This window comes from Amycolatopsis sp. H20-H5 (assembly GCF_035828755.1).
GTDB lineage: Bacteria > Actinomycetota > Actinomycetes > Mycobacteriales > Pseudonocardiaceae > Amycolatopsis.
Genome location: NZ_JAYMZS010000015.1, coordinates 54,379 through 75,265, shown reverse-complemented (window position 1 = coordinate 75,265; position 20,887 = coordinate 54,379). Strand labels below are relative to the sequence as shown.

At 66.7% G+C, this 20,887-nt stretch carries 25 protein-coding genes, 1 tRNA gene and 1 pseudogene; 11 read left to right on the top strand and 16 right to left on the bottom strand.

The window, feature by feature from the left end:
- Positions 1 to 29 precede the first annotated feature (29 nt).
- The 5 genes from QMK34_RS11775 to QMK34_RS11755 all read left to right on the top strand — a co-directional run bounded on the left by QMK34_RS11775 (position 30) and on the right by QMK34_RS11755 (position 5,752).
- Positions 30 to 956 carry an ABC transporter permease gene (locus tag QMK34_RS11775; protein ID WP_326413790.1) on the top strand — a complete coding sequence of 309 codons (927 nt, stop codon included), beginning with the start codon at positions 30 to 32 and terminating at the stop codon, positions 954 to 956.
- Complete coding sequence (locus QMK34_RS11770; protein ID WP_326413789.1) at positions 949 to 1,902, top strand: ABC transporter permease; 954 nt, start codon at positions 949 to 951, stop codon at positions 1,900 to 1,902. Before QMK34_RS11775 ends, QMK34_RS11770 begins: the two co-directional genes overlap by 8 nt.
- Before the next feature lie 3 nt (positions 1,903 to 1,905).
- Positions 1,906 to 2,916 carry an ABC transporter ATP-binding protein gene (locus QMK34_RS11765; protein ID WP_326413788.1) on the top strand — a complete coding sequence of 337 codons (1,011 nt, stop codon included), beginning with the start codon at positions 1,906 to 1,908 and terminating at the stop codon, positions 2,914 to 2,916.
- Complete coding sequence (locus QMK34_RS11760; RefSeq protein WP_326413787.1) at positions 2,909 to 3,907, top strand: ABC transporter ATP-binding protein; 999 nt, start codon at positions 2,909 to 2,911, stop codon at positions 3,905 to 3,907. Before QMK34_RS11765 ends, QMK34_RS11760 begins: the two co-directional genes overlap by 8 nt.
- A 147-nt stretch (positions 3,908 to 4,054) precedes the next feature.
- The gene (locus QMK34_RS11755) at positions 4,055 to 5,752 is read left to right on the top strand and encodes a S8 family serine peptidase (RefSeq protein WP_326413856.1); all 1,698 of its coding nucleotides are present in this window, start codon (positions 4,055 to 4,057) and stop codon (positions 5,750 to 5,752) included.
- Positions 5,753 to 5,837: 85 nt separating this feature from the next.
- On the opposite strand, the gene QMK34_RS11750 is transcribed toward QMK34_RS11755, so the two are convergent.
- Both QMK34_RS11750 and QMK34_RS11745 read right to left on the bottom strand, forming a co-directional pair.
- Positions 5,838 to 6,593 carry a hypothetical protein gene (locus tag QMK34_RS11750; protein WP_326413786.1) on the bottom strand — a complete coding sequence of 252 codons (756 nt, stop codon included), beginning with the start codon at positions 6,591 to 6,593 and terminating at the stop codon, positions 5,838 to 5,840.
- 320 nt (positions 6,594 to 6,913) lie between these two features.
- A complete protein-coding gene (locus QMK34_RS11745; protein WP_326413785.1) occupies positions 6,914 to 8,404 on the bottom strand; it encodes a S10 family peptidase in 1,491 nt (496 codons plus the stop codon).
- 34 nt (positions 8,405 to 8,438) lie between these two features.
- Here QMK34_RS11745 and QMK34_RS11740 point away from each other — a divergent pair.
- The 5 genes and pseudogenes from QMK34_RS11740 to QMK34_RS11720 all read left to right on the top strand — a co-directional run bounded on the left by QMK34_RS11740 (position 8,439) and on the right by QMK34_RS11720 (position 11,747).
- A pseudogene (locus QMK34_RS11740) lies at positions 8,439 to 9,111 on the top strand (endonuclease V).
- On the top strand, positions 9,099 to 9,464 hold the full coding sequence (locus tag QMK34_RS11735) for a hypothetical protein (protein ID WP_326413784.1): 366 nt from the start codon (positions 9,099 to 9,101) through the stop codon (positions 9,462 to 9,464). The pseudogene QMK34_RS11740 and the gene QMK34_RS11735 overlap by 13 nt, the downstream one beginning before the upstream one ends.
- Positions 9,461 to 10,156: a uracil-DNA glycosylase gene (locus tag QMK34_RS11730; protein WP_326413783.1), complete on the top strand. Its 696-nt coding sequence runs from the start codon at positions 9,461 to 9,463 to the stop codon at positions 10,154 to 10,156. The genes QMK34_RS11735 and QMK34_RS11730 overlap by 4 nt, the downstream gene beginning before the upstream one ends.
- A gap of 84 nt (positions 10,157 to 10,240) precedes the next feature.
- Positions 10,241 to 11,569 (top strand): NAD(P)/FAD-dependent oxidoreductase, encoded by a 1,329-nt coding sequence (locus tag QMK34_RS11725; protein WP_326413782.1) that lies wholly within the window; start codon positions 10,241 to 10,243, stop codon positions 11,567 to 11,569.
- A gap of 104 nt (positions 11,570 to 11,673) precedes the next feature.
- Positions 11,674 to 11,747: transfer RNA gene (locus tag QMK34_RS11720), tRNA-Leu, on the top strand.
- Between the two features lie 73 nt (positions 11,748 to 11,820).
- Here QMK34_RS11720 and QMK34_RS11715 read toward each other — a convergent pair.
- From QMK34_RS11715 to QMK34_RS11650, 14 genes are all read right to left on the bottom strand, one after another.
- Positions 11,821 to 12,987 (bottom strand): site-specific integrase, encoded by a 1,167-nt coding sequence (locus QMK34_RS11715; protein ID WP_326413781.1) that lies wholly within the window; start codon positions 12,985 to 12,987, stop codon positions 11,821 to 11,823.
- Positions 12,987 to 13,163 (bottom strand): helix-turn-helix transcriptional regulator, encoded by a 177-nt coding sequence (locus QMK34_RS11710; RefSeq protein ID WP_326413780.1) that lies wholly within the window; start codon positions 13,161 to 13,163, stop codon positions 12,987 to 12,989. Before QMK34_RS11710 ends, QMK34_RS11715 begins: the two co-directional genes overlap by 1 nt.
- The gene (locus QMK34_RS11705; RefSeq protein WP_326413779.1) at positions 13,160 to 14,500 is read right to left on the bottom strand and encodes a replication initiator; all 1,341 of its coding nucleotides are present in this window, start codon (positions 14,498 to 14,500) and stop codon (positions 13,160 to 13,162) included. The genes QMK34_RS11710 and QMK34_RS11705 overlap by 4 nt, the downstream gene beginning before the upstream one ends.
- Before the next feature lie 88 nt (positions 14,501 to 14,588).
- Entirely contained in the window at positions 14,589 to 15,326 is a 738-nt protein-coding gene (locus QMK34_RS11700) for a DUF2637 domain-containing protein (RefSeq protein ID WP_326413778.1), read from the bottom strand.
- 10 nt (positions 15,327 to 15,336) lie between these two features.
- The gene (locus QMK34_RS11695) at positions 15,337 to 15,756 is read right to left on the bottom strand and encodes a hypothetical protein (RefSeq protein WP_326413777.1); all 420 of its coding nucleotides are present in this window, start codon (positions 15,754 to 15,756) and stop codon (positions 15,337 to 15,339) included.
- Positions 15,753 to 15,974: a hypothetical protein gene (locus QMK34_RS11690; RefSeq protein WP_326413776.1), complete on the bottom strand. Its 222-nt coding sequence runs from the start codon at positions 15,972 to 15,974 to the stop codon at positions 15,753 to 15,755. The genes QMK34_RS11695 and QMK34_RS11690 overlap by 4 nt, the downstream gene beginning before the upstream one ends.
- 2 nt (positions 15,975 to 15,976) lie before the next feature.
- Complete coding sequence (locus tag QMK34_RS11685) at positions 15,977 to 16,324, bottom strand: hypothetical protein (protein ID WP_326413775.1); 348 nt, start codon at positions 16,322 to 16,324, stop codon at positions 15,977 to 15,979.
- Positions 16,325 to 16,326: 2 nt separating this feature from the next.
- Positions 16,327 to 16,680 (bottom strand): hypothetical protein, encoded by a 354-nt coding sequence (locus tag QMK34_RS11680; protein WP_326413774.1) that lies wholly within the window; start codon positions 16,678 to 16,680, stop codon positions 16,327 to 16,329.
- Positions 16,680 to 18,050 carry an FtsK/SpoIIIE domain-containing protein gene (locus QMK34_RS11675; protein WP_326413773.1) on the bottom strand — a complete coding sequence of 457 codons (1,371 nt, stop codon included), beginning with the start codon at positions 18,048 to 18,050 and terminating at the stop codon, positions 16,680 to 16,682. The genes QMK34_RS11680 and QMK34_RS11675 overlap by 1 nt, the downstream gene beginning before the upstream one ends.
- A 103-nt stretch (positions 18,051 to 18,153) precedes the next feature.
- Entirely contained in the window at positions 18,154 to 18,342 is a 189-nt protein-coding gene (locus tag QMK34_RS11670) for a hypothetical protein (RefSeq protein WP_326413771.1), read from the bottom strand.
- 2 nt (positions 18,343 to 18,344) lie between these two features.
- The gene (locus QMK34_RS11665; RefSeq protein WP_326413770.1) at positions 18,345 to 18,605 is read right to left on the bottom strand and encodes a hypothetical protein; all 261 of its coding nucleotides are present in this window, start codon (positions 18,603 to 18,605) and stop codon (positions 18,345 to 18,347) included.
- Positions 18,606 to 18,608: 3 nt separating this feature from the next.
- A complete protein-coding gene (locus QMK34_RS11660; protein ID WP_326413769.1) occupies positions 18,609 to 18,776 on the bottom strand; it encodes a hypothetical protein in 168 nt (55 codons plus the stop codon).
- Entirely contained in the window at positions 18,773 to 19,015 is a 243-nt protein-coding gene (locus QMK34_RS11655; RefSeq protein WP_326413768.1) for a hypothetical protein, read from the bottom strand. Before QMK34_RS11655 ends, QMK34_RS11660 begins: the two co-directional genes overlap by 4 nt.
- 486 nt (positions 19,016 to 19,501) lie before the next feature.
- Positions 19,502 to 19,885, bottom strand: coding sequence for a hypothetical protein (locus QMK34_RS11650; protein ID WP_326413767.1), 384 nt, complete (start codon positions 19,883 to 19,885; stop codon positions 19,502 to 19,504).
- Positions 19,886 to 19,946: 61 nt separating this feature from the next.
- On the opposite strand from QMK34_RS11650, the gene QMK34_RS11645 reads away from it, so the two are divergent.
- The gene (locus QMK34_RS11645; protein ID WP_326413766.1) at positions 19,947 to 20,768 is read left to right on the top strand and encodes a GntR family transcriptional regulator; all 822 of its coding nucleotides are present in this window, start codon (positions 19,947 to 19,949) and stop codon (positions 20,766 to 20,768) included.
- Positions 20,769 to 20,887: the final 119 nt, after the last annotated feature.

Below are 20,887 nucleotides of genomic sequence, written 5' to 3'. Positions count from 1 at the left end.
GGGCGTCGAGCGCTCCAAGGAACGGACGCATGACCCAGTACATCCTGCGGCGGCTTCTGCAACTGATCCCGGTCTTCTTCGGAACAACCTTCCTCATCTACGTCCTGGTCTGGGCCGTACCTGGTGATCCCTTTTCCGGTAAGTGCGGCCAGGTCGCCTGCCCACAGGCCTACATCGATCAGATGACGGCGAAGTTCAACCTCAACGACTCGATCTTCGTGCAGTACTTCAAGTACCTCGGCCGGTTGTTCACCGGCGACTGGGGTGAGACCTTCAACGGCAACTCCATCGGCGACATGATCGCCACCGCCTACCCGGTGACCGTGCGCCTCGCGCTCATCGCGGTGGCCATCGAGGCCATCATCGGCATCAGCGCCGGCATCCTGACCGGGCTTCGCGGCAAGGGTTTCCTGGACAACCTGGTGCTCATGTCGACGACCTTCCTGATCTCGCTGCCGGTGTTCGTCACCGCGATCGTGCTGCAGCTGGTGCTGGGCACCGAGTGGGGCATCATCGACACCAGCGTGTCGGCGGACGCGACGGTCGGGGAACTGATCGTCCCTGGGCTCGCACTGGGCAGCCTTTCCATGGCTTACGTGGCCAGGCTTTCGAGAACGAGCATCGCCGAAAACCGGCACGCCGACTACGTCCGCACGGCGATCGCCAAGGGCCAGCCACGCAGCCGCGTCGTCGGCGTGCACCTGCTGCGCAACTCCGTGATCCCGGTGATCACCTTCCTCGGCACCGACATCGGCGCCCTGATGGGTGGCGCGATCGTCACCGAGGGCGTGTTCAACATCAACGGCATCGGCGGCCTGATCTTCCGCGGCATCCAGAACCGTGAAGGTGCCACCGTCACCGGGGTGGTCGTCCTGCTCGTCGTGGTCTACCTGCTGACGAGCCTGATCATCGACCTCCTGTACGCCGTTCTCGACCCGAGGATCCGTTATGACTGACCCCACTGTGGCAGGTGCGCCGGCGGTCGATCCCGCCGCGCTCAGCCGTATCGACGACTCCGGGAGCGGGCCGCAGAAGCCCCGCAGCCTGTGGGGGGACGCGTGGCGCGACCTGCGCCGCAAGCCCACCTTCGTCATCTCCGCGGTGATCATCGCCTTCGTGGTGATCGTCGCCATCGCCCCCGGCGTGTTCAGCTCGCGGCCCGCGGGCTACAGCAACCTCGACATGGCGAACATGGGTCCCTCGGCGGACGCCTGGTTCGGCTACGACAACCAGGGCTACGACGTCTACGCGAGGACGATCTACGGCACGCGCGCCTCGCTGCTCGTCGGCGTGTTCGCGACCCTGCTGACCGTGCTGTTCGGCGGGTTCGTCGGGATCATCGCCGGGTACTACGGCCGTCTCATCGACAGCATTCTTTCGCGCTTCGGTGACATCTTCGCCTCGCTGCCGTTCATCCTCGGCGCGATCGTCATCCTGACGACGTTCAACGCCCCGGGGTCGAACCCGGGCGCGGTGACCATCATCGTCCAGGTGGTCTCGTCGATCGCGATCCTGAGCTGGCCGGTCGCGATGCGCCTCATGCGGTCGGCCACGCTGGTGGCCAAGCAGCTCGACTACGTCAAGGCCGCGCGCGGGCTCGGCGCGAGCACCCCGCGGATCGTGTTCCGGCACCTGCTGCCGAACACGCTCGCGCCGGTGCTGGTGTACGCGACCATCGCGCTCGGTGCGGCCATCGGCGCGGAAGCGACGCTGGCGTACCTCGGCATCGGGGTGCGGCCGCCGGTGGTTTCGTGGGGCGTGATGATCAGCGACTCGCGCGACTACTTCCGCAACGACCCGAACATGCTGCTGTTCCCCGCCGCGTTCGTGAGCATCACCGTGCTCGCCTTCGTCATGCTCGGCGACGGTCTCCGCAACGCACTAGACCCGAAGGGGAGGTAGTCGATGTCCACAATGGACCATTCAACCAGTGAACTGCTGCTGGAAGTCGAAGACCTCCACGTCGAGTTCCGCACCAGTGACGGCGTCGCGAACGTGCTCAACGGCGTCAGCTACCAGGTGCGCGCCGGGGAGACGCTCGCCGTGCTCGGCGAGTCCGGCTCCGGCAAGAGCGTCACCGCGCAGACGATCATGGGCATCCTCGACGTGCCGCCGGGGGTGATCACCGCGGGCGAGGTGCGTTATCGCGGGACAGACCTGCTGACCATGCCCGAGGAAGAGCGCCGCCTGCTGCGCGGCGACAGCATCGCGATGATCTTCCAGGACGCGCTTTCCGCGCTGAACCCGGTGTTCACCGTCGGGTTCCAGATCGAGGAGCAGCTGCGGGTGCGCCGCGGGATGAGCCGCAAGGACGCCCGCAAGCGGGCGATCGAGCTGCTCGACATCGTGCGCATTCCCGCCCCGGACAAGCGGATCCGCGACTACCCGCACCAGTTCTCCGGCGGGATGCGGCAGCGCGCGATGATCGCGATGTCGCTCGCGCTCGACCCCGATCTGCTGATCGCGGACGAGCCGACCACCGCGCTCGACGTCACCGTGCAGGCCCAGATCATGGACCTGCTCAAGGAGATCCAGGTCGAACGGCAGATGGGGCTCATCCTCATCACGCACGACCTCGGCGTGGTCGCCGAGGTCGCCGACCGGATCGCCGTGATGTACGCGGGGCGGATCGTCGAGCAGGCCGAGGTCGGTGAGCTGTTCCGCACGCCGGGGCATCCCTACACCTCGGCACTGATGGATTCCCTGCCGCGCCTCGAGCTGCGGGGACAGGTGCTCGAAACTATCAAGGGCCTGCCGCCGTCACTGCTCAACATCCCGCCCGGCTGTCCGTTCAATCCGCGCTGCAAGCGAGCCGAGGACCGGTGCCGGACCGAGGTTCCCGCGCTCCACACCCTCGGGTTCGGCCGCACCAGCGCGTGTCACTTCGCCGACGAGGTGGTGAGTAGTCATGGTTGAGCCGATCCTCAAGGTCGAGTCTCTGGTCAAGCACTTCCCGGTGCGTTCGGGCGTGCTGTTCAAGCGCACCATCGGGCAGGTCAAGGCCGTGGACGGGGTCTCGTTCGACCTCATGCCCGGCGAGACGCTGGGCGTGGTCGGCGAGTCCGGCTGCGGCAAGTCCACCCTGGCGCAAGTGCTGATGCGGCTCGAGGAGCCGACCGGCGGCGTCGCCACGTTCGAGGGGCGGGACATCTTCTCGCTGCGCGGTGCGGAGCTGCGGCGGATGCGCCGTGAGATCCAGATCGTGCTGCAGGACCCGTACACGTCGCTGAACCCGCGCATGACGGTCGGTGACATCATCGGGGAGCCGTTCGAGATCCACACCGAGGTCGCGCCCAAGGGTTCGCGGGCGCAGAAGGTGCGGGAGCTGCTCGAGGTGGTCGGGCTGAGCCCCGAGCACATCAACCGCTATCCGCACCAGTTCTCGGGCGGGCAGCGCCAGCGCATCGGGATCGCGCGGGCGCTCGCGTTGCGGCCCAAGGTGATCATCTGCGACGAGCCGGTTTCGGCGCTCGACGTGTCGATCCAGGCGCAGGTGATGAACCTGCTCGGGGAACTGCAGCGTGAACTCGGGCTGTCCTACGTCTTCATCGCGCATGACCTCTCGGTGGTCCGCCACCTTTCCACCCGGGTCGCGGTGATGTATCTCGGAAAGATCGTCGAAATCGGAACCGAGACGGAAATTTACGAACACCCGTCGCATCCGTATACGCAGGCGTTGCTTTCCGCCGTCCCGATCGCCGATCCGGCGGTACGCGGGCAGCGGCAGGTGATCCGCCTGGAAGGCGACGTGCCCAGCCCGATCAATCCGCCGTCGGGCTGCCATTTCCGGACCCGGTGCTGGAAAGCGCAGGACATCTGTGCCCAGGAGGAGCCGCCGCTGGTGGCGCGCACCGACGGGCACCTGTCGGCGTGTCATTTCGCGGAGGAAAAAGCGGGCGTCGTGTAACGGGTACTTACTTTAGTCGGTTCCTCATTGCTGTGCCGTTGTCGTAAATGTACGTTGCAGTAACGGTATTCCGAGGAGGAACACGTGAAAAGACCCAAACTGCTCGTCGCCGCACTCGCGGTACCGCTGATCGGCGCAGTCTCCGGAATGGCTGCGCCGACAGCGGCCGCACAACCGCAGCTCTCGGGCGTCACCACCGAGTTCACGGTGCTGGCCTCGAAGGACCAGAGCGTCACGGCGGTCCAGAAGGCCGTCCGTGACGCCGGCGGCACGGTCGTCCAGACCAACACCGCGGTCGGGCTGGTCACCGCGACCGCCCCCGCCAACGGCTTCGCCGAGCGGGTTTCGGCCAACCGCGCCGTGTTCGGCGCGACGAAGGCCAAGCCGATCGGCGCCGCACCCAAGGACGGCAAGGCTCAGTCGGACAAGGCCCGGTCGGAGAAGGTGGAGACCGAAGGCGCGGCCGCCGGTACCGCGAAGGCCGCTCCGAAGTCTTCCGCCGCGGCCAAGAAGACACCACTCGGCACTGACCCGCTCGACGAGCAGCTCTGGGGGCTCAAGTCGACGCGCTCGGACCTGGCGCGCACTGTGCAGCCTGGGGACAAGCGGGTCAAGGTCGGCATCATCGACACCGGGGTCGACGGCTCGCACCCCGACATCGCCCCGAACTTCGACAAGGCCGACTCCCGCAACTTCACCCGCGACATCGTCGCCGACGTCAACGGCACGGTCGTCGACGGGCCGTGTGAGTACCGCGGCTGCGTCGACCCGGTCGACCACGACGACAACGGCCACGGCACCCACGTGGCGGGCACCATCGGCGCGGCGGTGAACGGCTTCGGCATCTCCGGCGTCGCTCCCAACGTCTCGCTGGTGAACGTCCGCGCGGGCCAGGACTCCGGCTTCTTCTTCCTGCAGCCGACCGTCGACGCGCTGACGTACGCGGGTGACGCGGGCATCGATGTGGTCAACATGTCGTTCTACATCGACCCGTGGCTGTTCAACTGCCAGAACAACCCGGCCGACTCGGCGGCGGAGAAGGCCGAGCAGCGCACGATCGTCGAGGCGGTCAACCGCGCGCTGACGTACGCCCACAACAAGGGCGTCACCCAGGTCGTCGCGATGGGCAACGAGCACGCCGACCTCGGCGCCCCGCAGCCCGACGTCAAGAGCCCGGACTACCCGAGCAACGCGATCCACCCCCGCACGATCGACAACTCGACCTGCCTCTCCCTCCCGGTCGAGGGCCCGAACACCATCGGTGTCGGCTCCTTCGGTCCTTCGCAGGCGAAGGCGGACTACTCGAGCTACGGCACCGAGCAGATCTCGGTGTCCGCACCGGGCGGCTACTTCCGCGACGGCTTCGGCACCCCGTGGTTCCGCACGCTGGAGAACGAGATCCTCTCGGCCTACCCCCGCAACGTCGGAGTGGCCGCGGGCAACGTCGACGCCGTTTCAGGTGAGTTGACGCCGGCCGGCGTCGCGCTCGGCATCAAGAAGGAGACCGCCACCGACGGCCGGGTCGGCTACTACCAGTGGCTGCAGGGCACCTCGATGGCCACTCCGCACGCGGTCGGCGTCGCCGCACTGATCGTTTCCCAGTACGGCAAGTCCTCCCACGGCGACTTCGGCCTCAACCCCGACGCGGTCCAGCGGGTCCTCGAAGGCACGGCGTCCCAGATCGCCTGCCCCGTCCCCCGCACGGTGGACTACCTCAAGGAAGGCCGCGACGCGTCGTTCACGGCCACCTGCGCCGGAACCCCCGAGTTCAACGGCTTCTACGGCCACGGCGCCGTCGACGCCTATGCCGCGGTGACCCACGGAACTCCGTTCCTCCGCGGCTAAGCCCCTCCCGTAAGTGGTGTCATGAAAGGGTCTTTCCGGGCAATTTTCGCCCGGAAAGACCCTTCCATGACACTTGGGTTCCCGCTCAAGCCGCGGACCGCCGGCTGGGTACCGCTGCCACGTTGGGCCGCGGCCGCGCTCGTGCGGCGGCGTAGGCCGCTCGGAGCTCGGCGATCACCGCGTTCGGCTCTCGGCGCAGTCTGCTCGGCAGGGTTTGCACGACGGAGATGCCCTGCCCCGCGTACCGGCTGTTCCTCGCCAGTGTCTTCGCGTAGTGGCGCCGTTTTTCGTGGAAGGACCAGGAGTCGATCTCCCACGCGAGTGCAACTTCGTCGCACCAGTAGTCTGGCATGGCGATGAACTGGTGCTGAGCGGTGAAGATCTTCGCGTTGTGCAGCGGTTTCGGCAGGCCGGCGCGCTTCCACATCGAGATTGCCTCCAGCTCCGGAACCGAGCGAATGTCTTCCGAGAGTTGCCGCAGGACTGCCCTGGGGAGAGCCGTTCCTCGCTGGCTACCCGCCTCCAGTTCCGCAGACAGTTCGTTGGGGGAGCACAGCCCGGATTCGAGCGCTTCGAGCAGCAGGGCACTGACTGGTACGTACTCGCGGATCCGGCGGACACCGTCCAAGACCGCGCGTGCAGGCGGCGCGAGCGGCACGCCATCGACGACATTCGGCTCCGGGAAGTACTTGGTCCGTTCGACCACCGTGAACTTGGCGCTGGAGAACTTATGGCTGTCGGGAACCAGCATGTGTACCAGCGTGTCGGGTGGTTCCACAGTGAGGCCATACCGTCTCGCGGCTTCGAGACCGGTGACAATGCCGAACATGTCGGTGTGCATGCGAGCCGCTTCCACTCGCTGCCGCGCCGACGGCGTCGCGCGGGACAAGAGAACTATGCCGGGCAGCAGGTGAGTCCATTGCCTGGTGGGCTGGCATCTTCGGTAGGTGGTCCGTTGCGGTATGCCCAGCCTTTCCAGCAGCTCGGCGGTGATGACACCGTGGCTGCTGTGCTTGAGGAGGTGACTTTCGGTCAGGGTGTTTCTCGTGAGTCGCACCCTTCCATGGTCATCTTGGCACCGACAAAAACCGCGCCAAGTGTCATGAAAGGGTCTTTCGGGACGAAAATTGTCATGAAAGACCCTTTCATGACACTCTGGACCTACCGGTTCGAAGCGTCCTTGATGAACTTCGCCAGGTCCTTGGACTGCTGGACTCGGGTGGGCTCGTGGACGTACATCATGTGGCCCGCCGGGTAGTAGGCCGTGTCGATGTTGGTCCGCAGCTCCTCCGGGATCCGCAGGTGGGCAAGGACGTGCTCGGCCGCGAAGTAGGGGGTCGCGCCGTCGTAGTGGCCGAATGCCACGTGGACCTGAAGGTGCGGGTTCGCGCGCATCGCGGTGGCCAGGGAGTCTACAACGGACACTGTGCGGCCCTCGAAGTCCGAGTAGGACCAGGCTTTGAAGACTTCCATCGAGAGGACCTCGTAGGGCAGGTCGCTCTTGTAGCCCAGCTCGGCGCGGATGTAGTGGTTGAAGGCCGCCGTGTACGCGCCGATGATACGGGAGATCGAGGGGTCGTCGCTCATGTGCTCGCGGCCGCCGTCGGGCTCCCAGGTGGTGAACCGGCCGTCCATCCGGCCGACCGTGAGACCCTTGTCGCGCAGGAGTTCCGTGAAGAAACGCACGTGCTCCACCCGCAGGTTCACCCTGTCTACATAGGACTCACTCAGGCCGGTCAGTGAGGCGAGTGTCGCGACCGTCTCCGTTCGGTCCTGTGTGGACAGCCGGGCGCCGCGGGCGAGGGCCCAGGGGAGCTCCTTCGCGGCGAAGTCCTCGGCGTCGGCCAGTACGTCGTCGATCGGCCGCTCGCCGTGGAGGCCGTGGTAATGCGCGATCGCCGCGTAGGTCGGGACGTACAGCGCGTAGCCCTGGTCGTTGCCCTCGTCGAACCCGCCGGTGGCCATGTCCAGGATGGACGAGATGAGCAGGATCCCGTTCAGGTACAGCCCATGCCGCTCCTGCAGGTGCGCCGCCACCCCGGCCGCGCGGATCGTGCCGTAGGACTCGCCGGCGATGAACTTCGGCGACAGCCAGCGTTCGTTGCGCGACACCCACAGCCGGATGACCTCGCCGATCGCCTCGATGTCGGCGGTGAAACCGTGGTAGTCCTTGCCTTTTTCGCCGTCCACCGGCCGCGAGTACCCGGTGGACACCGGGTCGATGAACACCAGGTCGCTGTGCGCCAGCAGGGTTTCCGGGTTGTCGGCCAGCCCGTACGGCGGCGCCGCCGGGTCGTCGACGTCGCCGGAGAGCACCCGGCGCGGCCCGAACAGGCCCATGTGCAGCCAGACGCTGGACGAGCCGGGACCGCCGTTGAAGGAGAACAGGACCGGCCGCGTGCCCGGCTCGGCGCCGTCGAGGGTGTAGGCGGTGAGGAACACCTCGGCCTTGGCCCGGTGTCCCTCCGACTTCCCGTCGGTCACGACCTCCTTGCGCAGCACGACCCGCCCGGCTTGCGCCGTGTAGTCGAGTTTGCGCCGTTTCACGGTCAGCGTGTGGTGGGTGGTGACCAGGTCGTCGGTCGGCTCGGCCTTGGGCTCCGCCGGTGGCGTTACCTTTTCGGGGGTCTCTTCGGGAGTGATGTCCGGCATGCCGCCAACTTAGCCGGAACGTATCGTCCTCGGCATGCTCGAATGGCCGGAGACGGTGAGTGAGGCGATCGAGGTCCAGGAACGGCTCCGGGGCCTCGTCGACCTGACGGACGACTGCCCGGAACCCGTGCCCACGGTGACCGGGGTGGACGTCGCCTATGACGAGGTCACGAACCGGATCGCGGCGGCCGTGGTCACGCTCGACACCGTCGGGTTCGCCGTGCTCGAGCAGCGGACGGTGCTCGCGGAGGTGTCGTTCCCCTACGCGCCGGGTCTTTTCGCCTTCCGCGAACTGCCACCTTTGCTGGCAGCGCTGGGTAACCTGGAGCGGATGCCGGACCTCGTCGTCTGCGACGGGCACGGTCGCGCATCCCCGGCGGTTCGGCCTGGCGTCGCACCTGGGTGTGCTGACGGGCCTGCCGTCCATGGGTGTGGGCAAGACCAGATTCATCGGCGAATACAGCGAGCCTGCCGTGTCGCGCGGCTCGACGTCTCCCTTGATCGACGGCGGCGAGGTGATCGGCACGGTGCTGAGGACGCAGGACGGGGTGAAGCCGGTGTTCGTGTCGGTCGGCCACCGCATCGGGCTGGCGCAAGCCTGCCGTCAGGCGCTGGCTTTGAGCTCGCGGTTCCGGTTGCCGGAATCGACCCGGCTGGCCGACGGCCTGTGCCGTCGCGCGCTCAAGGAGTCCGTGTGCTCGAGCTGACCTTGGAACAGGTGCTGGCCGGGGTCCGGGCGGTCGGCACCCCGGAGCTGATCGAGGCCGTTGCCAGCGAGCCGGAAGAGTCCTACCCGCAGCGGCGGATCACGGTCGAGCCGCTGTATCGCCTTTTCGAACGGCGGACGACCACCGAACCGGCTGACGTCCCGGCCGGGCGCTACGCCAGGCGGTTCGTCGCCGCGCTCGCCGACTACCGCGGCGGCCACGTCATCGCGGTCGACGTCTATACAGCGTCACGCAAGGACGCGTTCGTCCTGTTCGACGAGGAGACCGCGGTGCCGCTCTGCATGCTGCCCGGCAACGGGAGCTTGCTCGACCAGGATCCGGACAGGGCATGAAGGTGTTCAGCACCATCGCCGAGCTCGACGCCGCGGTAGTCGATTGCCGTGCCTGCCCGCGGCTGGTCGCCTGGCGCGAAGAGGTCGCGGTGACCAAACGGGCCGCGTTCGCCGGGCAGACCTACTGGGGCCGCCCGGTGCCGGGTTTCGGGCCGGTGGACGCGTCGATGGCCATCGTCGGCCTCGCGCCCTCCGCACACGGCGCCAACCGGACGGGCCGGATGTTCACCGGCGACCCGTCCGGAGACGTGCTGTTCCGTGCGCTTCACGAGGTGGGCCTCGCCTCGCAGCCGACGTCGACCCATCAGGGTGACGGGCTGGAGCTTCGGGGCGTCCGGATGGTGGCCCCCGTCCGGTGCGCGCCGCCCGCCAACAAGCCCGCTCCCGACGAGCGCCACAACTGCGGCGCCTGGCTTTCCGCAGAGCTCTCGCTGCTCGCGCCGACCCTGCGGTCGATCGTGGTGCTCGGGGCGTTCGGCTGGCAGGCGCTGCTGCCGGTGCTCGCCGAGGTGGGCTGGCCGGTGCCCTCCCCGCGGCCGAAGTTCGGCCACGGCGTCGAGGCGGATGTCGGCGAGCTGCGGCTTTTCGGCTGCTACCACGTGTCACAGCGCAACGTCCAGACCCGCTTGCTGACTCACTCGATGGTGTGTGACGTGCTGTCTTCCGCCGCTGCTCGGGCCGGGCTCTTCTGAATCGGTGCGGAACACGTGGCGACGCTGGTCACAGCGGGACGGGGTACTCGAGCGATATACGCGCGCGGGTGGGACTATGTGAGCATGGCTGCTACGAAGTCGGAACCGACTCGGATCCTCGTCCTCGGTGGTGGATACGTCGGGCTTTACACGGCGTACGGGCTCCAGAAGATGCTCCGCGCCAATGAGGCGTCCGTGACGGTTGTGGACCCGCAGCCGCACATGACCTACGCGCCGTTCCTGCCCGAGGCGGCGGCAGGCGCGATCGAACCCCGCCACGTGGTGGTGCCGCTGCGCCGCGTGCTCAAGCGCTGCCACGTGCTGACCGCGCGCGTGACCAAGATCGAGAACGAGCGCAAGACCGTGACGGTCGAGGCCGCCGACGGCCATGTCGAGCAGCTGAACTACGACATCCTCGTGGTCGCGCTCGGCGCTGTCGCGCGCATCCTGCCGATCCCGGGCCTGGTCGAGCAGGGTATCGCCTTCAAGACCATCGGCGAGGCCATTTACCTGCGCAACCACATCATGACGAAGCTGGACGAGGCCGCCAGCACGCTCGACCCCGAGCTGCGCAAGCGCCTGCTGACGTTCACCGTCGTGGGTGGCGGCTTCGCCGGTATCGAGGCGCTGGCCGAGCTCGAGGACATGACCCGCTTCGCCGCGGACAACTACTACCCGAACATCCAGCCGGAGGACATCCGCTGGGTGCTCGTCGAGGCCGCCGGGCGCATCCTGCCCGAGGTCCGCGAGACGCTCGGCGTGTACACCGTCGAGCAGCTGGAGAAGCGCGGCATCGAGGTCTACCTCTCGACGGCGGCGAAGTCGTTCGAGAACGGCCACGTCGTGCTTTCGGACGGCACCGAGTTCGACACCGACACGATCATCTGGACCGCGGGCGTGAAGGCCAACCCCGTCCTCGGCAACTCGGACCTCCCGCTGGACAAGCGCGGCCGCCTCGAAGCGACCGCGGGCCTCCAGGTCGTCGGTCACCCGGACGTGTGGACCGCGGGCGACAACGCGGCGGTGCCGGACCTCTCGCGCACCGAGCAGGACCCGACCGCGACCTGCCCGCCGAACGCGCAGCACGCCGTCCGTCAGGCGCGGGTGCTCGCGAAGAACATCATCAAGGTGATCCGCGGCGGCAAGGCCAAGGACTACTACCACAAGAACCTTGGCGCGGTGGCCAGTCTCGGCCTGCACAAGGGCGTCGCCGACGCGCTGAACCTGAAGATCAAGGGCTTCCCGGCCTGGCTCTTCCATCGCGCGTACCACCTCAAGGCGATGCCGACCTGGAACCGCAAGATCCGCATCCTGATGGACTGGATCCTGGGCGGCCTGTTCCGCCGCGAGGTCATCTCGCTGGGCCAGATCAACAACCCGAAGGAAGAGTTCGACCGCCTGTCGAAGAGCTGACGTACTGCCCCTGAAGGCCACCTTCACGGCGTAAAACGCCGTGAAGGTGGCCTTCAGGGGCATCTACCGTGTCGCGGTGGGGCCGATCGCCTAGGCTGGCCGGTGCCCCCGTAGCCCAACTGGCAGAGGCAGTCGACTTAAAATCGACCCAGTGCGGGTTCGAACCCCGTCGGGGGCACTGTTTTCGCTGGTCACAGGTCCGGTCGTCGGGGATGTTGAACGCCGATCCCCGGTTTACCCCCGGAATACCGTCAGGACTCCTCGGGCCAGGCTGCGTGCAGTGCCTCGGCCGCTTCCGAGGACGGCACGCCGCGTGCCATGTAGACGTTCTGTGTCATGGAGGGCTTGGCATGGCCGAGCTGGTCTGCGATCGCTCGCGGGGTCAGCTTCGCTTCATCCAGCATCGTGGCGTTTGTCTTGCGGTAGGCGTGGCTGATCACCCAAGCAAACTGGTCACTTCCGCGCGCGTCGCGGAGGTTGCGCCGGGTGTTGGAGGGGTCCCGCAAGCCGCCGAGGGAGTCCGGGAAGACCGGGTGCGCGGATGCCCTGTTCTCTGCTACAGCGACCGTGTGGCGACGATGGAGCAGGATGAGTGCCCACGCGGGCAGGCGCAGCGTTCGCTTCGACGCGTCCGTCTTTGGCTTCGTCCTAACAAGACCCTCGCCTTTGATTCGGACCACAGTCCACTCGAGCAGCACGGTTCCGGCGTCGAGGTCGACGTCCTCCCAGTACAGGGCCAATGCCTCACCAATCCGTGTACCGGTTGCCAGCATGAACCGGGTGAGGTCCGGAAGATCGTGTCGGCATGCTTCCGGATCGGCTTCAAGCTGAGCGAGCCACGCAGCCCGCTCCTCCTCGTTGAGCCCACGGGGCTTCTTGCGTGCACCGCCCCGGATCGGCTCGATCTCCCGGACGGGATTTCCCTTAATGGCGTCATGCCGGGCCGCGTACCGGAGAACGCCACTGACCACAGCACGGGCAGTTCGTGCGTGCGCCGCGCTCGATTTCGCTTTCAGGGCAGGAAAGAAGCGGTCTAGCCGAGAAACACTGACCTCGAACAAGCGGAGTTCCCCGAACGCGGGCAGCACGTGATTGCGCAGCATGCTCGCGTAGTTGCCCACCGTTCCCGAGGCCAGCTCCTCGTCTTTCAGTTGCCGACGCTTCTCCGCCATCCACAATGCGGCGACGTCGGCGAACTTGGACTTGGCGGTCACATCAGTGCCGCCCGGCGTCTGGAGCTCCTGCGCGATTGCGGCCTTGAGGTCTCGCTCGGCAGCAGTCTTGCTCCGTGCAGTGCGCTCGATATCCCGGACTTTCCCGTCGTGCCCACGGTAGCTCGCTCGCGCACGAACGCCGGTCGCTGTCGAGTTGGTTCGGATCTTGCCGTACGTACCGATTTCAAGCGGCGGGCGGCCCATCACACGGTCCCTTGGTCGGCGACCCAGGTGTCGACGTCTTCGGGTCGGTAGCGGACGTGTTTGCCGATGCGGCGTCCGGCGGGTCCGTAGCCTTTGGTGCGCCACTGGTAGAGCGTGTTTTTGGGGACGCCGAGGTGGTCGGCGAGGTCGTCAACGGTCAGCAGTTTGGGGCTCATGAGTAGTTTTCCTTGTCGTATTTGGCTTTGCGGTCGTCTCGGATGCGTTCGGCGATGCCAGCGGCGAGGTCGCGTTCGGCGTCGTCGCTGTAGCCCGCGCCGTCGAAGGTCCAGTCGTTGACCACGACGATGGAGTCGGCGTCGAGGCCGAGCCGGTCGAGGGTTTCGGTGAGCCGGTACGCGCGCCGGTCCTCCCGGATGGCCTTGAAGGTCGTGGAGTAGGCGCGGGACTTGGACAGGAAATGCCCTCGGAACGCCAGCATGTGCGCCCAGCGCCGCAGGTTGAGATCCTCGTACTGCGGTAGGTCCCCGAGGTCCCAGGCGGTTTGGATGATGCGGCGGTGATGCTCGGAGACCTTGAGGAAGTCGATGTCCAATTGGGACCGGACGGGCCGGTCGGCGGCTTCGGTTTTGCCGGTGCCCTTGGTGGCGTACTTCGCGATGTACCCGGCGAGGCGGGCTTCGCTGATCTCCCCGGCGGCGTCCTCGAGCTCAGCAGACGTCGCGGGTTGGACGCGGCGGACGTCGACCTGGGTGCCCCAGCACAGCGTCAGCGGCGACCCGTCAGCCCGGGTGGTTGTGAGCAGCACTGCCCCGGCAGCGGCGAGCACGGCGTCGTCGAGCAGGTCCGGGTGCGCCCAGTGCGGGGCGGGGGTGCTCGCGCCGTCTGGTCCGTCGAGGCGGACGATGGCGTGGAAGTGCACGAGCCCGCGCCGCTGGTACTCGGCGACCTTGCCGTAGGAGAGCCGGGCCTGTTCGCTGAACTCGCGGGCTTTGAGTCCGGCGCGTGCGGCGATTTCGCGCCGGACGCGGCCGGTGAAGCGGGCCCACAGGAGTCCGGCGTGTGCCTGCCAGAGCACCGAGCCTTCGTAGTCGTAGGTGTCGGGGTCGAGCGGCGTCCCGACGCGGGTGTCGGCGTCGAGGTGGTATTCCCCGCAGCCGCACGGGATGTGCTTGCCCTTGGCGGTGACCCGGGCGTGGTGCACGGGCCCGAACGAGGGGGCGGTGAGGGTGACGAACGAGCGGGGCCGGTCGGTGACCGACGTCGGGATGCCTTTGCTGCCGCCGACGAGTCCGGCGCGCACGAGGTGGAACGCGTCGGCGGCGTAGCGGTCGGAGCAGGATGGGCAGACAGCCGAGCGGCGGTTCCCGCACGGGGCGAAGATGTCCCCGCCGTGGTGGTGCAGCACAGCGCCGCTGCTGGCGTCCTGGATCTGGTGCGCGCCGCCGAGGCGGATGGGGCGGGCGCAGCCGTTGACGGCGTGGACTTTGGCGCGCCAGTCGCTGTAGTCGGTGGCCTGGACTCGGGCGGTGAGGCGGTCGTGCAAGGTCAGCATGATGGGTGCCTTCCGGTTGTGCACAGCACAAAAGCGGGGCACGGGCGAGGTGGTTCGGCCGTGCTCGCTTTGTGCTGCGGAGGGTGATTCAGGCGGTGATCGGGTGCCCGTTGCGGGCGGTGAGGTCAGCGAGGATGCGGGCGGCCATGTCCTGCGGGACGCGGACAGCGCGGCGGATGTCCTCGGTCGTGGCCTCGCGTCCCTCGCTGCGTGCGTCAGCGACAGCCTCGTTGATCCGGCCGGTCATCTCCGGCGGGAGCTTCAGCCGTGGGGAGGTTGCCGGGGCCGATCCGGGAGCAGCCGCGGGAGCCGGGGGGATTTCGGCCGGCATAACCGGCAGGGCCACCCTCGGAGCAGGAGCAGGAGCAGGAGCAGGAGCAGGAGCAGGAGCAGGAGCAGGAGCAGGAGCAGGAGCAGGAGCGGGGGTGGGGGCGCGTCGCATCAGGAGTTTCACGACGACGAGGAAGCCGAGGGCGGGCATGGCTGCGACGAGCCACCCGGGCGGGGTGGGTTCGGCGAGCGAGACCTGAGCGGCCATCTGAACGCCGAACCCCGCCACCAGTACAGCCAGCGGGAACGTGACCTTGCGAGAGGTCGCGGTGCTGGCGTGGTCGCGCTGGACTTCGAATCCGGCGACGATCACGATGCCTTCGATCACCACGGCGTCGGCCCAGGCGAGCCACCCGAGCTGCCCGTGATGCACGGCCCAGTCGTGGGTGTGGGTGAATCCGGCGGCAGCGCCGATAGTGCCGAGGGTGACCGTGACCAGTACGCGGATGATGTCCACCAGCCGCCCGACCTTGTTCGAACTGTCCTTGGTGGACATGGGTTTCTCCTTACTTCGGTAGCGGGTGGAGGTTGGACCAGCGTTGGAGCATGTCCCGGCCGCGTTTGGTCAGCCGCAGCGGCAGGATCGGCCGTGTGATCGCGCCGTGCTTGGCTGACACGGTCTCGCGGGCCGGGCAGCGTTCGATGTAGCCGCCGCTGATCAGGTGGTGCACCAGGTCCTCATCGAGCGCGGCCCGGACGCGGTCGTCATCTTCGAAGACCATCACGCGGTCGGTGTCGTCGAGCAGCCCGAACCGGCCGAGGTTGACTTCCGCGAGGACTTCCTTCGCGATCAGGGGGTTTGCCGGTGCGCGGCCCGGTTTCTTCCCGCGCGGTGGCGGGCACTGCCGAGCCGGTACCGGAGCCGGGGCCGTGGTCACGGTGCCGAACAGGCCGATTTGATCGGGGTTGCGTCGGCGGCTGGTCATCGGACACGCTCCCGTCCGGGCTTGCCGAACTCCCGGTTGCGGAACTCCGAGATCCCCAGCACGAGCCCGAACCCGATCAGGGCGAACACCACCAGCGCCACCCAGAACAGCCGCGAGTAGCCCTGTGCGGCGTGGATGAGCCACAGCACGAGCAGCGCGGGCACCGCGTACTTGCCGTACAGCCAGGCCCGCCAGAAGACGAATCCGAGACGCCACATGGTCATTCCTCCTTGGAAGGCCGGTCGTAGGGGCAGAACACGAGTTGTTCGCTGGTGGTGCACCAGCCCGGGTAGCCCTGGAGCACGACAACCAGGTCATCCCAGCTCTTGAAGTACCGGGTTCGCTCGTAGGGTGAGTAGCCGCACGTGACGCACCGATCGAGGAATAGCGCGTCGATGTAGGTGAGGGTCGAGCCCGGCAGCTTTTGTTGGAGTTCCAGCGCCTCGTGGAAGTCCGTGGTGCGTAGCCGTTCCTCGGTGGCCCAGAAACCAATTTGGTCAATGTGGTACTGAGTGGTGACGAACCAGTAGGTTTCTTTGAGGATGCAGGAAAACCGTTGCGTGATCACCGCTAGTCCTCCTTGGACGGTCGGTGGTCGGGGCAGAACACGTGCTGTTCTTCGGTGGCTTGCCAGTCTGGGTAGTTGGGCAGGTCTTCGAGCACCCAGCACCATTCGGGATAGGCCTGGTCGGTGTCGCCGGGGAAACGACCGCAGACGACGCAGTGTGCGAAGTACACGATGTCGTGTTCGACGAGCCGGACTTTCATGGTGACGGTGTCGAGCACCATGTCGGCGTACTCGTTCTCGGCGTCCGCGCGGTTGCGGAACAGTTCCCCCGTGATCGGGGACACGACCCCGTCGGCCTCTTCCATGACCTCGAAGTGCGGGTCGTTCGTGGACGTCGGGTAGTTGACCTGGATCATCAGGCCACCGCCGTCAGGTGCGACCCGACCGGGCCCCAGCCGGAGCGGACGAACACGACCAGTTCGTCGATCTCGGTGTCGGTGACGTACGCGGCCCGAACCCGCAGCGGAACGCGGGTGCGCTGGCGGATGACGAACCCGATACCGGCGGTCTCGCCGATGTTCGGGATCTCGTCCGCGATCGCGCCTTTGAGGCGGGTCCCGTCCCCGAGCACCATGTCCACATGCGACGCCGCTGTGACGCGCAAGCAGATCCGCTGCGTGAACAGCTCCCGGATCGGGACGGTGTCCTTGGTCGGTTCCTGCACCATCGCGAGCATCGAGTGTCCGGTGGCGCGGCCCTGGGAGCCGACGATGGCGAGGTCTTTGCGCATCTGGCGCGCGATGGTGCCATCGCCGTAGGCCAGCAGCGCCCCGATCTCGTCAATCACCAGCAGGTTGAGCGGCGTGTCCTGCGACACGTCGATCTTGCGGTTGCCGGACGCGGCGAACTCCTGCTGGACGCGGCGGACGTCGTCGACGTACTCGGTGACCAGGTCCGCGCACTTCTCGTCGGTGTCGGCGTAGCGGTGCGCGATCCCGGCGAGCTTCGCGAACTCCATCTGCTTCGGGTCGCACAGCCACAGCCGGACCAGCCCGTCTCGGATCATCGGAGCCAGCGCGCGCAGCAGCGACATCGGGATCGAGTTCTTACCCGCGCCGGTGGCTCCTGCGATGAACGTGTGCTGGCCGAGGACCGCGAGTCGCCAGTCCGCGCCGAACTCCGTCTCCCCGACGTAGATGTCTTTCAGGTCCACCGACTCGGCGTGATACGGCATCTCGGGGGCTTCGATGGTCTCGGTGAACGGCTCCGACCGTTCGATGACCAGGCCGACAACACCCGGCTTCACCCGTTCCACGGCGATCCGTTCCACCCGGATGGTGTCGGCGAGCGCGACAAGCTTGTCCTCGAACTGCTTGGCGTGCTGCCCAGGGGCAAGCTTGAGGTGCAGCGTGTCCACGGTCGGCGAGTAGGCCCGGACCTTGATGATGCGCGGGAACTGCTCGTCACCGGTCTTGCGGTGGGTGGTGTAGAGGTCGCACGCTCGCAGGGCCGCGTTCCAGCGGGGTCCGAGGTAGGCGGTCCAGCGGCGACGCCAGGCCCGCATCCGGGGAGCGGCGAGGTAGTCGAAGGTGTCGGGGTGGGCGCGGTACCAGCCGCACAGGCCCACGGCGGTGCCGCCCAGGATGCCGCCGGTGGTGGTCCAGCCGAGCTCAATTCCGGAGGTGAGTAGCGCGGCCGGGGTGAGTGCGGCCCCGGGGTGGCGCACGGTCCAGGTAGCGGCTTTGACTTCGCGGCCCTTGCTGCGGTTCGACTTGGGGGTGTTCATGGTCGGTGGCCTTTCGGTGAGACGAGAACGGCCCCGGCCCCCTGGGTGTCCAGGAAGCGCGGAGCCGATCTCGCGGGGAGGTGAGGTGCGGAGTGAGGTGTGGTCAGAGCTTGATGGCGCTGCTGGCGTCGATCAGCTCGGTGGTGAGGGTGCCCATGGAGCGGGCCATCTTGTCGTGCGCGCCTTTGAAGCCGGACTTGCTCAGCGGCATCCCGCGCATCGAGTCGCGAAGCTGCGTCAGCGCGGTGGACAGGTCATCGACAACGCGGTCGACCTGAAGCTTGGCTGCCATCCTCAGAACCTCCAGTCTCGCGAGACCAGCTCGGCCTCGTGCTTCTTGCCCAGCGTGCGAAGCCGGTCGAGATCGTCGAACGCCTTGGTGCGGTAGGCGATCAGCTCGTCCTTGCTGGAGATCGTCCAGCCCACAGCGGCCTTGTCGTCGACCTTGCCGATCAGCTTGTCGACCTGCGCGAGCACGTCGGCGACCAGGTCGAGCGTGGTCACGAAGGTGGCGTAGCGCTGCTGTGCACGGCGGTTGAGTGCTTTCACCTGCATAGGTCAGATCCCTTTCTTGATGACGTGCTGGGCGTGTTCGAGTCCGGCGCAGAACCCGGCGTGCCACGTCGGGTCCACCGCATCGGCGGCGTCGATGACGTCGAGGCGTTCGCGTTCCAGCCGGGTGGTCAGCAGTCGTGCGAGCTGTGAGGCTCGGATGCGGTTGGTCATGGCCTGTCCCGTTCGTCAAGTCCGAGTTCCTGTTCGAAGTTCAGCGCGGCGAGCCACCACTTCGAGTGCTTCGGCGGGTTGTCCGCGTAGATCTCCACCAGCGTCATTGCCGTAATCGCGCTGTTGCGGTCGAGTACGCGGCCGGGTAGCCAGGACACGTGCCACCCGTCTTCCGTGGCGGTGGCGCGGTGTTCGGTGCGGCTGCTGGTCATCTCGGACTCGCAAATGTGGATGCTCACCGGCCCGCCTTCCACGCCAGGCCCAGTCCAGCGATCAGGGTCAAGACTCCGAACACCGGTGTGGCCACGATCAGCATCCCGACGATTCCGAGCCAGATCAGGTAGAACACAGTTCCTCCTAGGTGTACTGCCACTGACGTCCGCAGACGTTGCAGGTGGCGATTCCTGTTGGTGAGAGCCAAAAGTTGGCGGAGCAGGCGTGCCCGGCCATCAGAAAACCCGTGTCGGGCCGTGGGGGTCGAACGAGGACAACCCGTCCCGGGACGTGCCGTTCATGCGTGCCATATCTCTAGTCCTTTCCGCTCGAAGTGACGGTGTTGGAACCCCAGGGCTCCCGGACGCGGACGGCCGGGAATCGGGGCGCACCAACACAAAAGGGCGCGGTTTTTGGCATAGATCGGTCCACTGTGTAATTGTCAAAGAACAAGAAGTGCCCTTGCCCGACTCGAAAGCGGGCTGCCAGCCGACCTGGGAAGGGCTGTCGAGCTAGGCGGCGACCTGCGCAGCACCCAACCCGGCAGGCTTGAGCGCGTGGGCCTTGAACCACAGGCCCGACCCGCTGATTCGGCCGTCTTTGCCGACGGTCTGCCACGTGTTGAGGACCGGGTTGACCAGTTCCACGTACGAGCCCTCGGTGATCTCGTCACCGGGCTCCGCCGTCACGGTCACCTTGATCTCTTCGCCCTTGCTGGACCGCTGCCCCTCCACCGGGCGCGGCTTGGCGAACAGCATCACCACGAACGGGATGTCACCAGTGCGGCGGTCTTCGGCGGGGACCAACTCGCCGTTGTCGCTCTCCCTCATCTTCATGGTGGGAGCCTCGGTGACCATGAACTTGTAGCCCGAGCTGATGAATGGGATGTCCTGCATGTCGCGCCTCCTGCTAGGGTTGGTATGCCAACCTGAGTTGGTATGCCAAGATTAGCTGACGATGACAAGGGATGCAAGGCCTTGGCATGCCAAGTTTGAGAGAAAGTTGATGATCTTGGAAAACCCCACGTCAGAGCACATGTACGAACGCATTGCGGCGGCACTGCGGGATCAAATCCTGGCTCGAACACTGGAGCCGGGCGGCAAGCTACCCACTCAAGAGGAGCTTGTCGCAACCTTCGGAGCGTCCAGGATCGTCGTCCGGAAGGCGCTCGATCTCCTGGAGTCGGAAGGCTTGATTGACCGACAGCAAGGCGGCCGAGCAGTAGTGCGACTTCACGACCCGTTGATCCGGCGCGCGGCTGAGCACTACAAGTCGGAGCCTGGCGCGCCTTTTGCAGATGAGGCGATCGCGACTAGTCGCGTACCCCGGTATAGCCACAATACCGTGGTGGATCGGGCAGGACTGGAGGTCGCCCATCGTCTCAAGATCGGGGTAGGCGATGACGTGATGCGCACTGACTACGTCTCTTACGCCGACGACCAGCCGATGATGATCACCGCGTCGTTCGAGCCGCTAGCGGTCACGCGCGGCACGGAGATCGAGAAGCCCGAAGAAGGCGCGCTGATGGGCGCTGGCATCGTTGACCGATTCACCGCGATCGGGCTAAGGCCCACCGAGATCCGGGAGCGCCTGCACTCGCGGATGCCCCGCCCGTCAGAGGCGGAAGCGCTCCAGCTCCGTCCAGGTACGCCGATCGTGGCCATCGTGAGGACCTCGTTCTCAAAGGACTTGCCCATCGAGACGGCGGACATCCTGCTCTCCGCGAACCAGTACAAGTTGGAGTACAGCACGCGCGTAGCACCGATCGAGGCGAGCTGACGAGTGTTGCCCTTCGAAGTCGCACAGAGTGACCAGTGTGGCGTGGACTCCGCTACATGGGTTGTCTGACTATCGCTTCAGCCCAAAGTGTGGCATGAATGGTGATGACAACCAACTTC

Excerpts from the sequence above, each read along its gene's own strand:
- QMK34_RS11665 (WP_326413770.1), bottom strand. The coding sequence starts at position 18,605 with ATGCAGGTGAAAGCACTCAACCGCCGTGCACAGCAGCGCTACGCCACC.
- QMK34_RS11725 (WP_326413782.1), top strand. The coding sequence starts at position 10,241 with ATGGCTGCTACGAAGTCGGAACCGACTCGGATCCTCGTCCTCGGTGGT.
- QMK34_RS11650 (WP_326413767.1), bottom strand. The coding sequence starts at position 19,885 with ATGCAGGACATCCCATTCATCAGCTCGGGCTACAAGTTCATGGTCACC.
- QMK34_RS11760 (WP_326413787.1), top strand. The coding sequence starts at position 2,909 with ATGGTTGAGCCGATCCTCAAGGTCGAGTCTCTGGTCAAGCACTTCCCG.
- QMK34_RS11675 (WP_326413773.1), bottom strand. The coding sequence starts at position 18,050 with ATGAACACCCCCAAGTCGAACCGCAGCAAGGGCCGCGAAGTCAAAGCC.
- QMK34_RS11690 (WP_326413776.1), bottom strand. The coding sequence starts at position 15,974 with ATGTGGCGTCTCGGATTCGTCTTCTGGCGGGCCTGGCTGTACGGCAAG.
- QMK34_RS11775 (WP_326413790.1), top strand. The coding sequence starts at position 30 with ATGACCCAGTACATCCTGCGGCGGCTTCTGCAACTGATCCCGGTCTTC.
- QMK34_RS11710 (WP_326413780.1), bottom strand. The coding sequence starts at position 13,163 with ATGAGCCCCAAACTGCTGACCGTTGACGACCTCGCCGACCACCTCGGC.
- QMK34_RS11705 (WP_326413779.1), bottom strand. The coding sequence starts at position 14,500 with ATGCTGACCTTGCACGACCGCCTCACCGCCCGAGTCCAGGCCACCGAC.
- QMK34_RS11730 (WP_326413783.1), top strand. The coding sequence starts at position 9,461 with ATGAAGGTGTTCAGCACCATCGCCGAGCTCGACGCCGCGGTAGTCGAT.
- QMK34_RS11765 (WP_326413788.1), top strand. The coding sequence starts at position 1,906 with ATGTCCACAATGGACCATTCAACCAGTGAACTGCTGCTGGAAGTCGAA.
- QMK34_RS11695 (WP_326413777.1), bottom strand. The coding sequence starts at position 15,756 with ATGACCAGCCGCCGACGCAACCCCGATCAAATCGGCCTGTTCGGCACC.
- QMK34_RS11660 (WP_326413769.1), bottom strand. The coding sequence starts at position 18,776 with ATGACCAACCGCATCCGAGCCTCACAGCTCGCACGACTGCTGACCACC.
- QMK34_RS11750 (WP_326413786.1), bottom strand. The coding sequence starts at position 6,593 with ATGCACACCGACATGTTCGGCATTGTCACCGGTCTCGAAGCCGCGAGA.
- QMK34_RS11715 (WP_326413781.1), bottom strand. The coding sequence starts at position 12,987 with ATGGGCCGCCCGCCGCTTGAAATCGGTACGTACGGCAAGATCCGAACC.
- QMK34_RS11770 (WP_326413789.1), top strand. The coding sequence starts at position 949 with ATGACTGACCCCACTGTGGCAGGTGCGCCGGCGGTCGATCCCGCCGCG.
- QMK34_RS11680 (WP_326413774.1), bottom strand. The coding sequence starts at position 16,680 with ATGATCCAGGTCAACTACCCGACGTCCACGAACGACCCGCACTTCGAG.
- QMK34_RS11700 (WP_326413778.1), bottom strand. The coding sequence starts at position 15,326 with ATGTCCACCAAGGACAGTTCGAACAAGGTCGGGCGGCTGGTGGACATC.
- QMK34_RS11670 (WP_326413771.1), bottom strand. The coding sequence starts at position 18,342 with ATGGCAGCCAAGCTTCAGGTCGACCGCGTTGTCGATGACCTGTCCACC.
- QMK34_RS11745 (WP_326413785.1), bottom strand. The coding sequence starts at position 8,404 with ATGCCGGACATCACTCCCGAAGAGACCCCCGAAAAGGTAACGCCACCG.
- QMK34_RS11755 (WP_326413856.1), top strand. The coding sequence starts at position 4,055 with ATGGCTGCGCCGACAGCGGCCGCACAACCGCAGCTCTCGGGCGTCACC.
- QMK34_RS11645 (WP_326413766.1), top strand. The coding sequence starts at position 19,947 with ATGACAAGGGATGCAAGGCCTTGGCATGCCAAGTTTGAGAGAAAGTTG.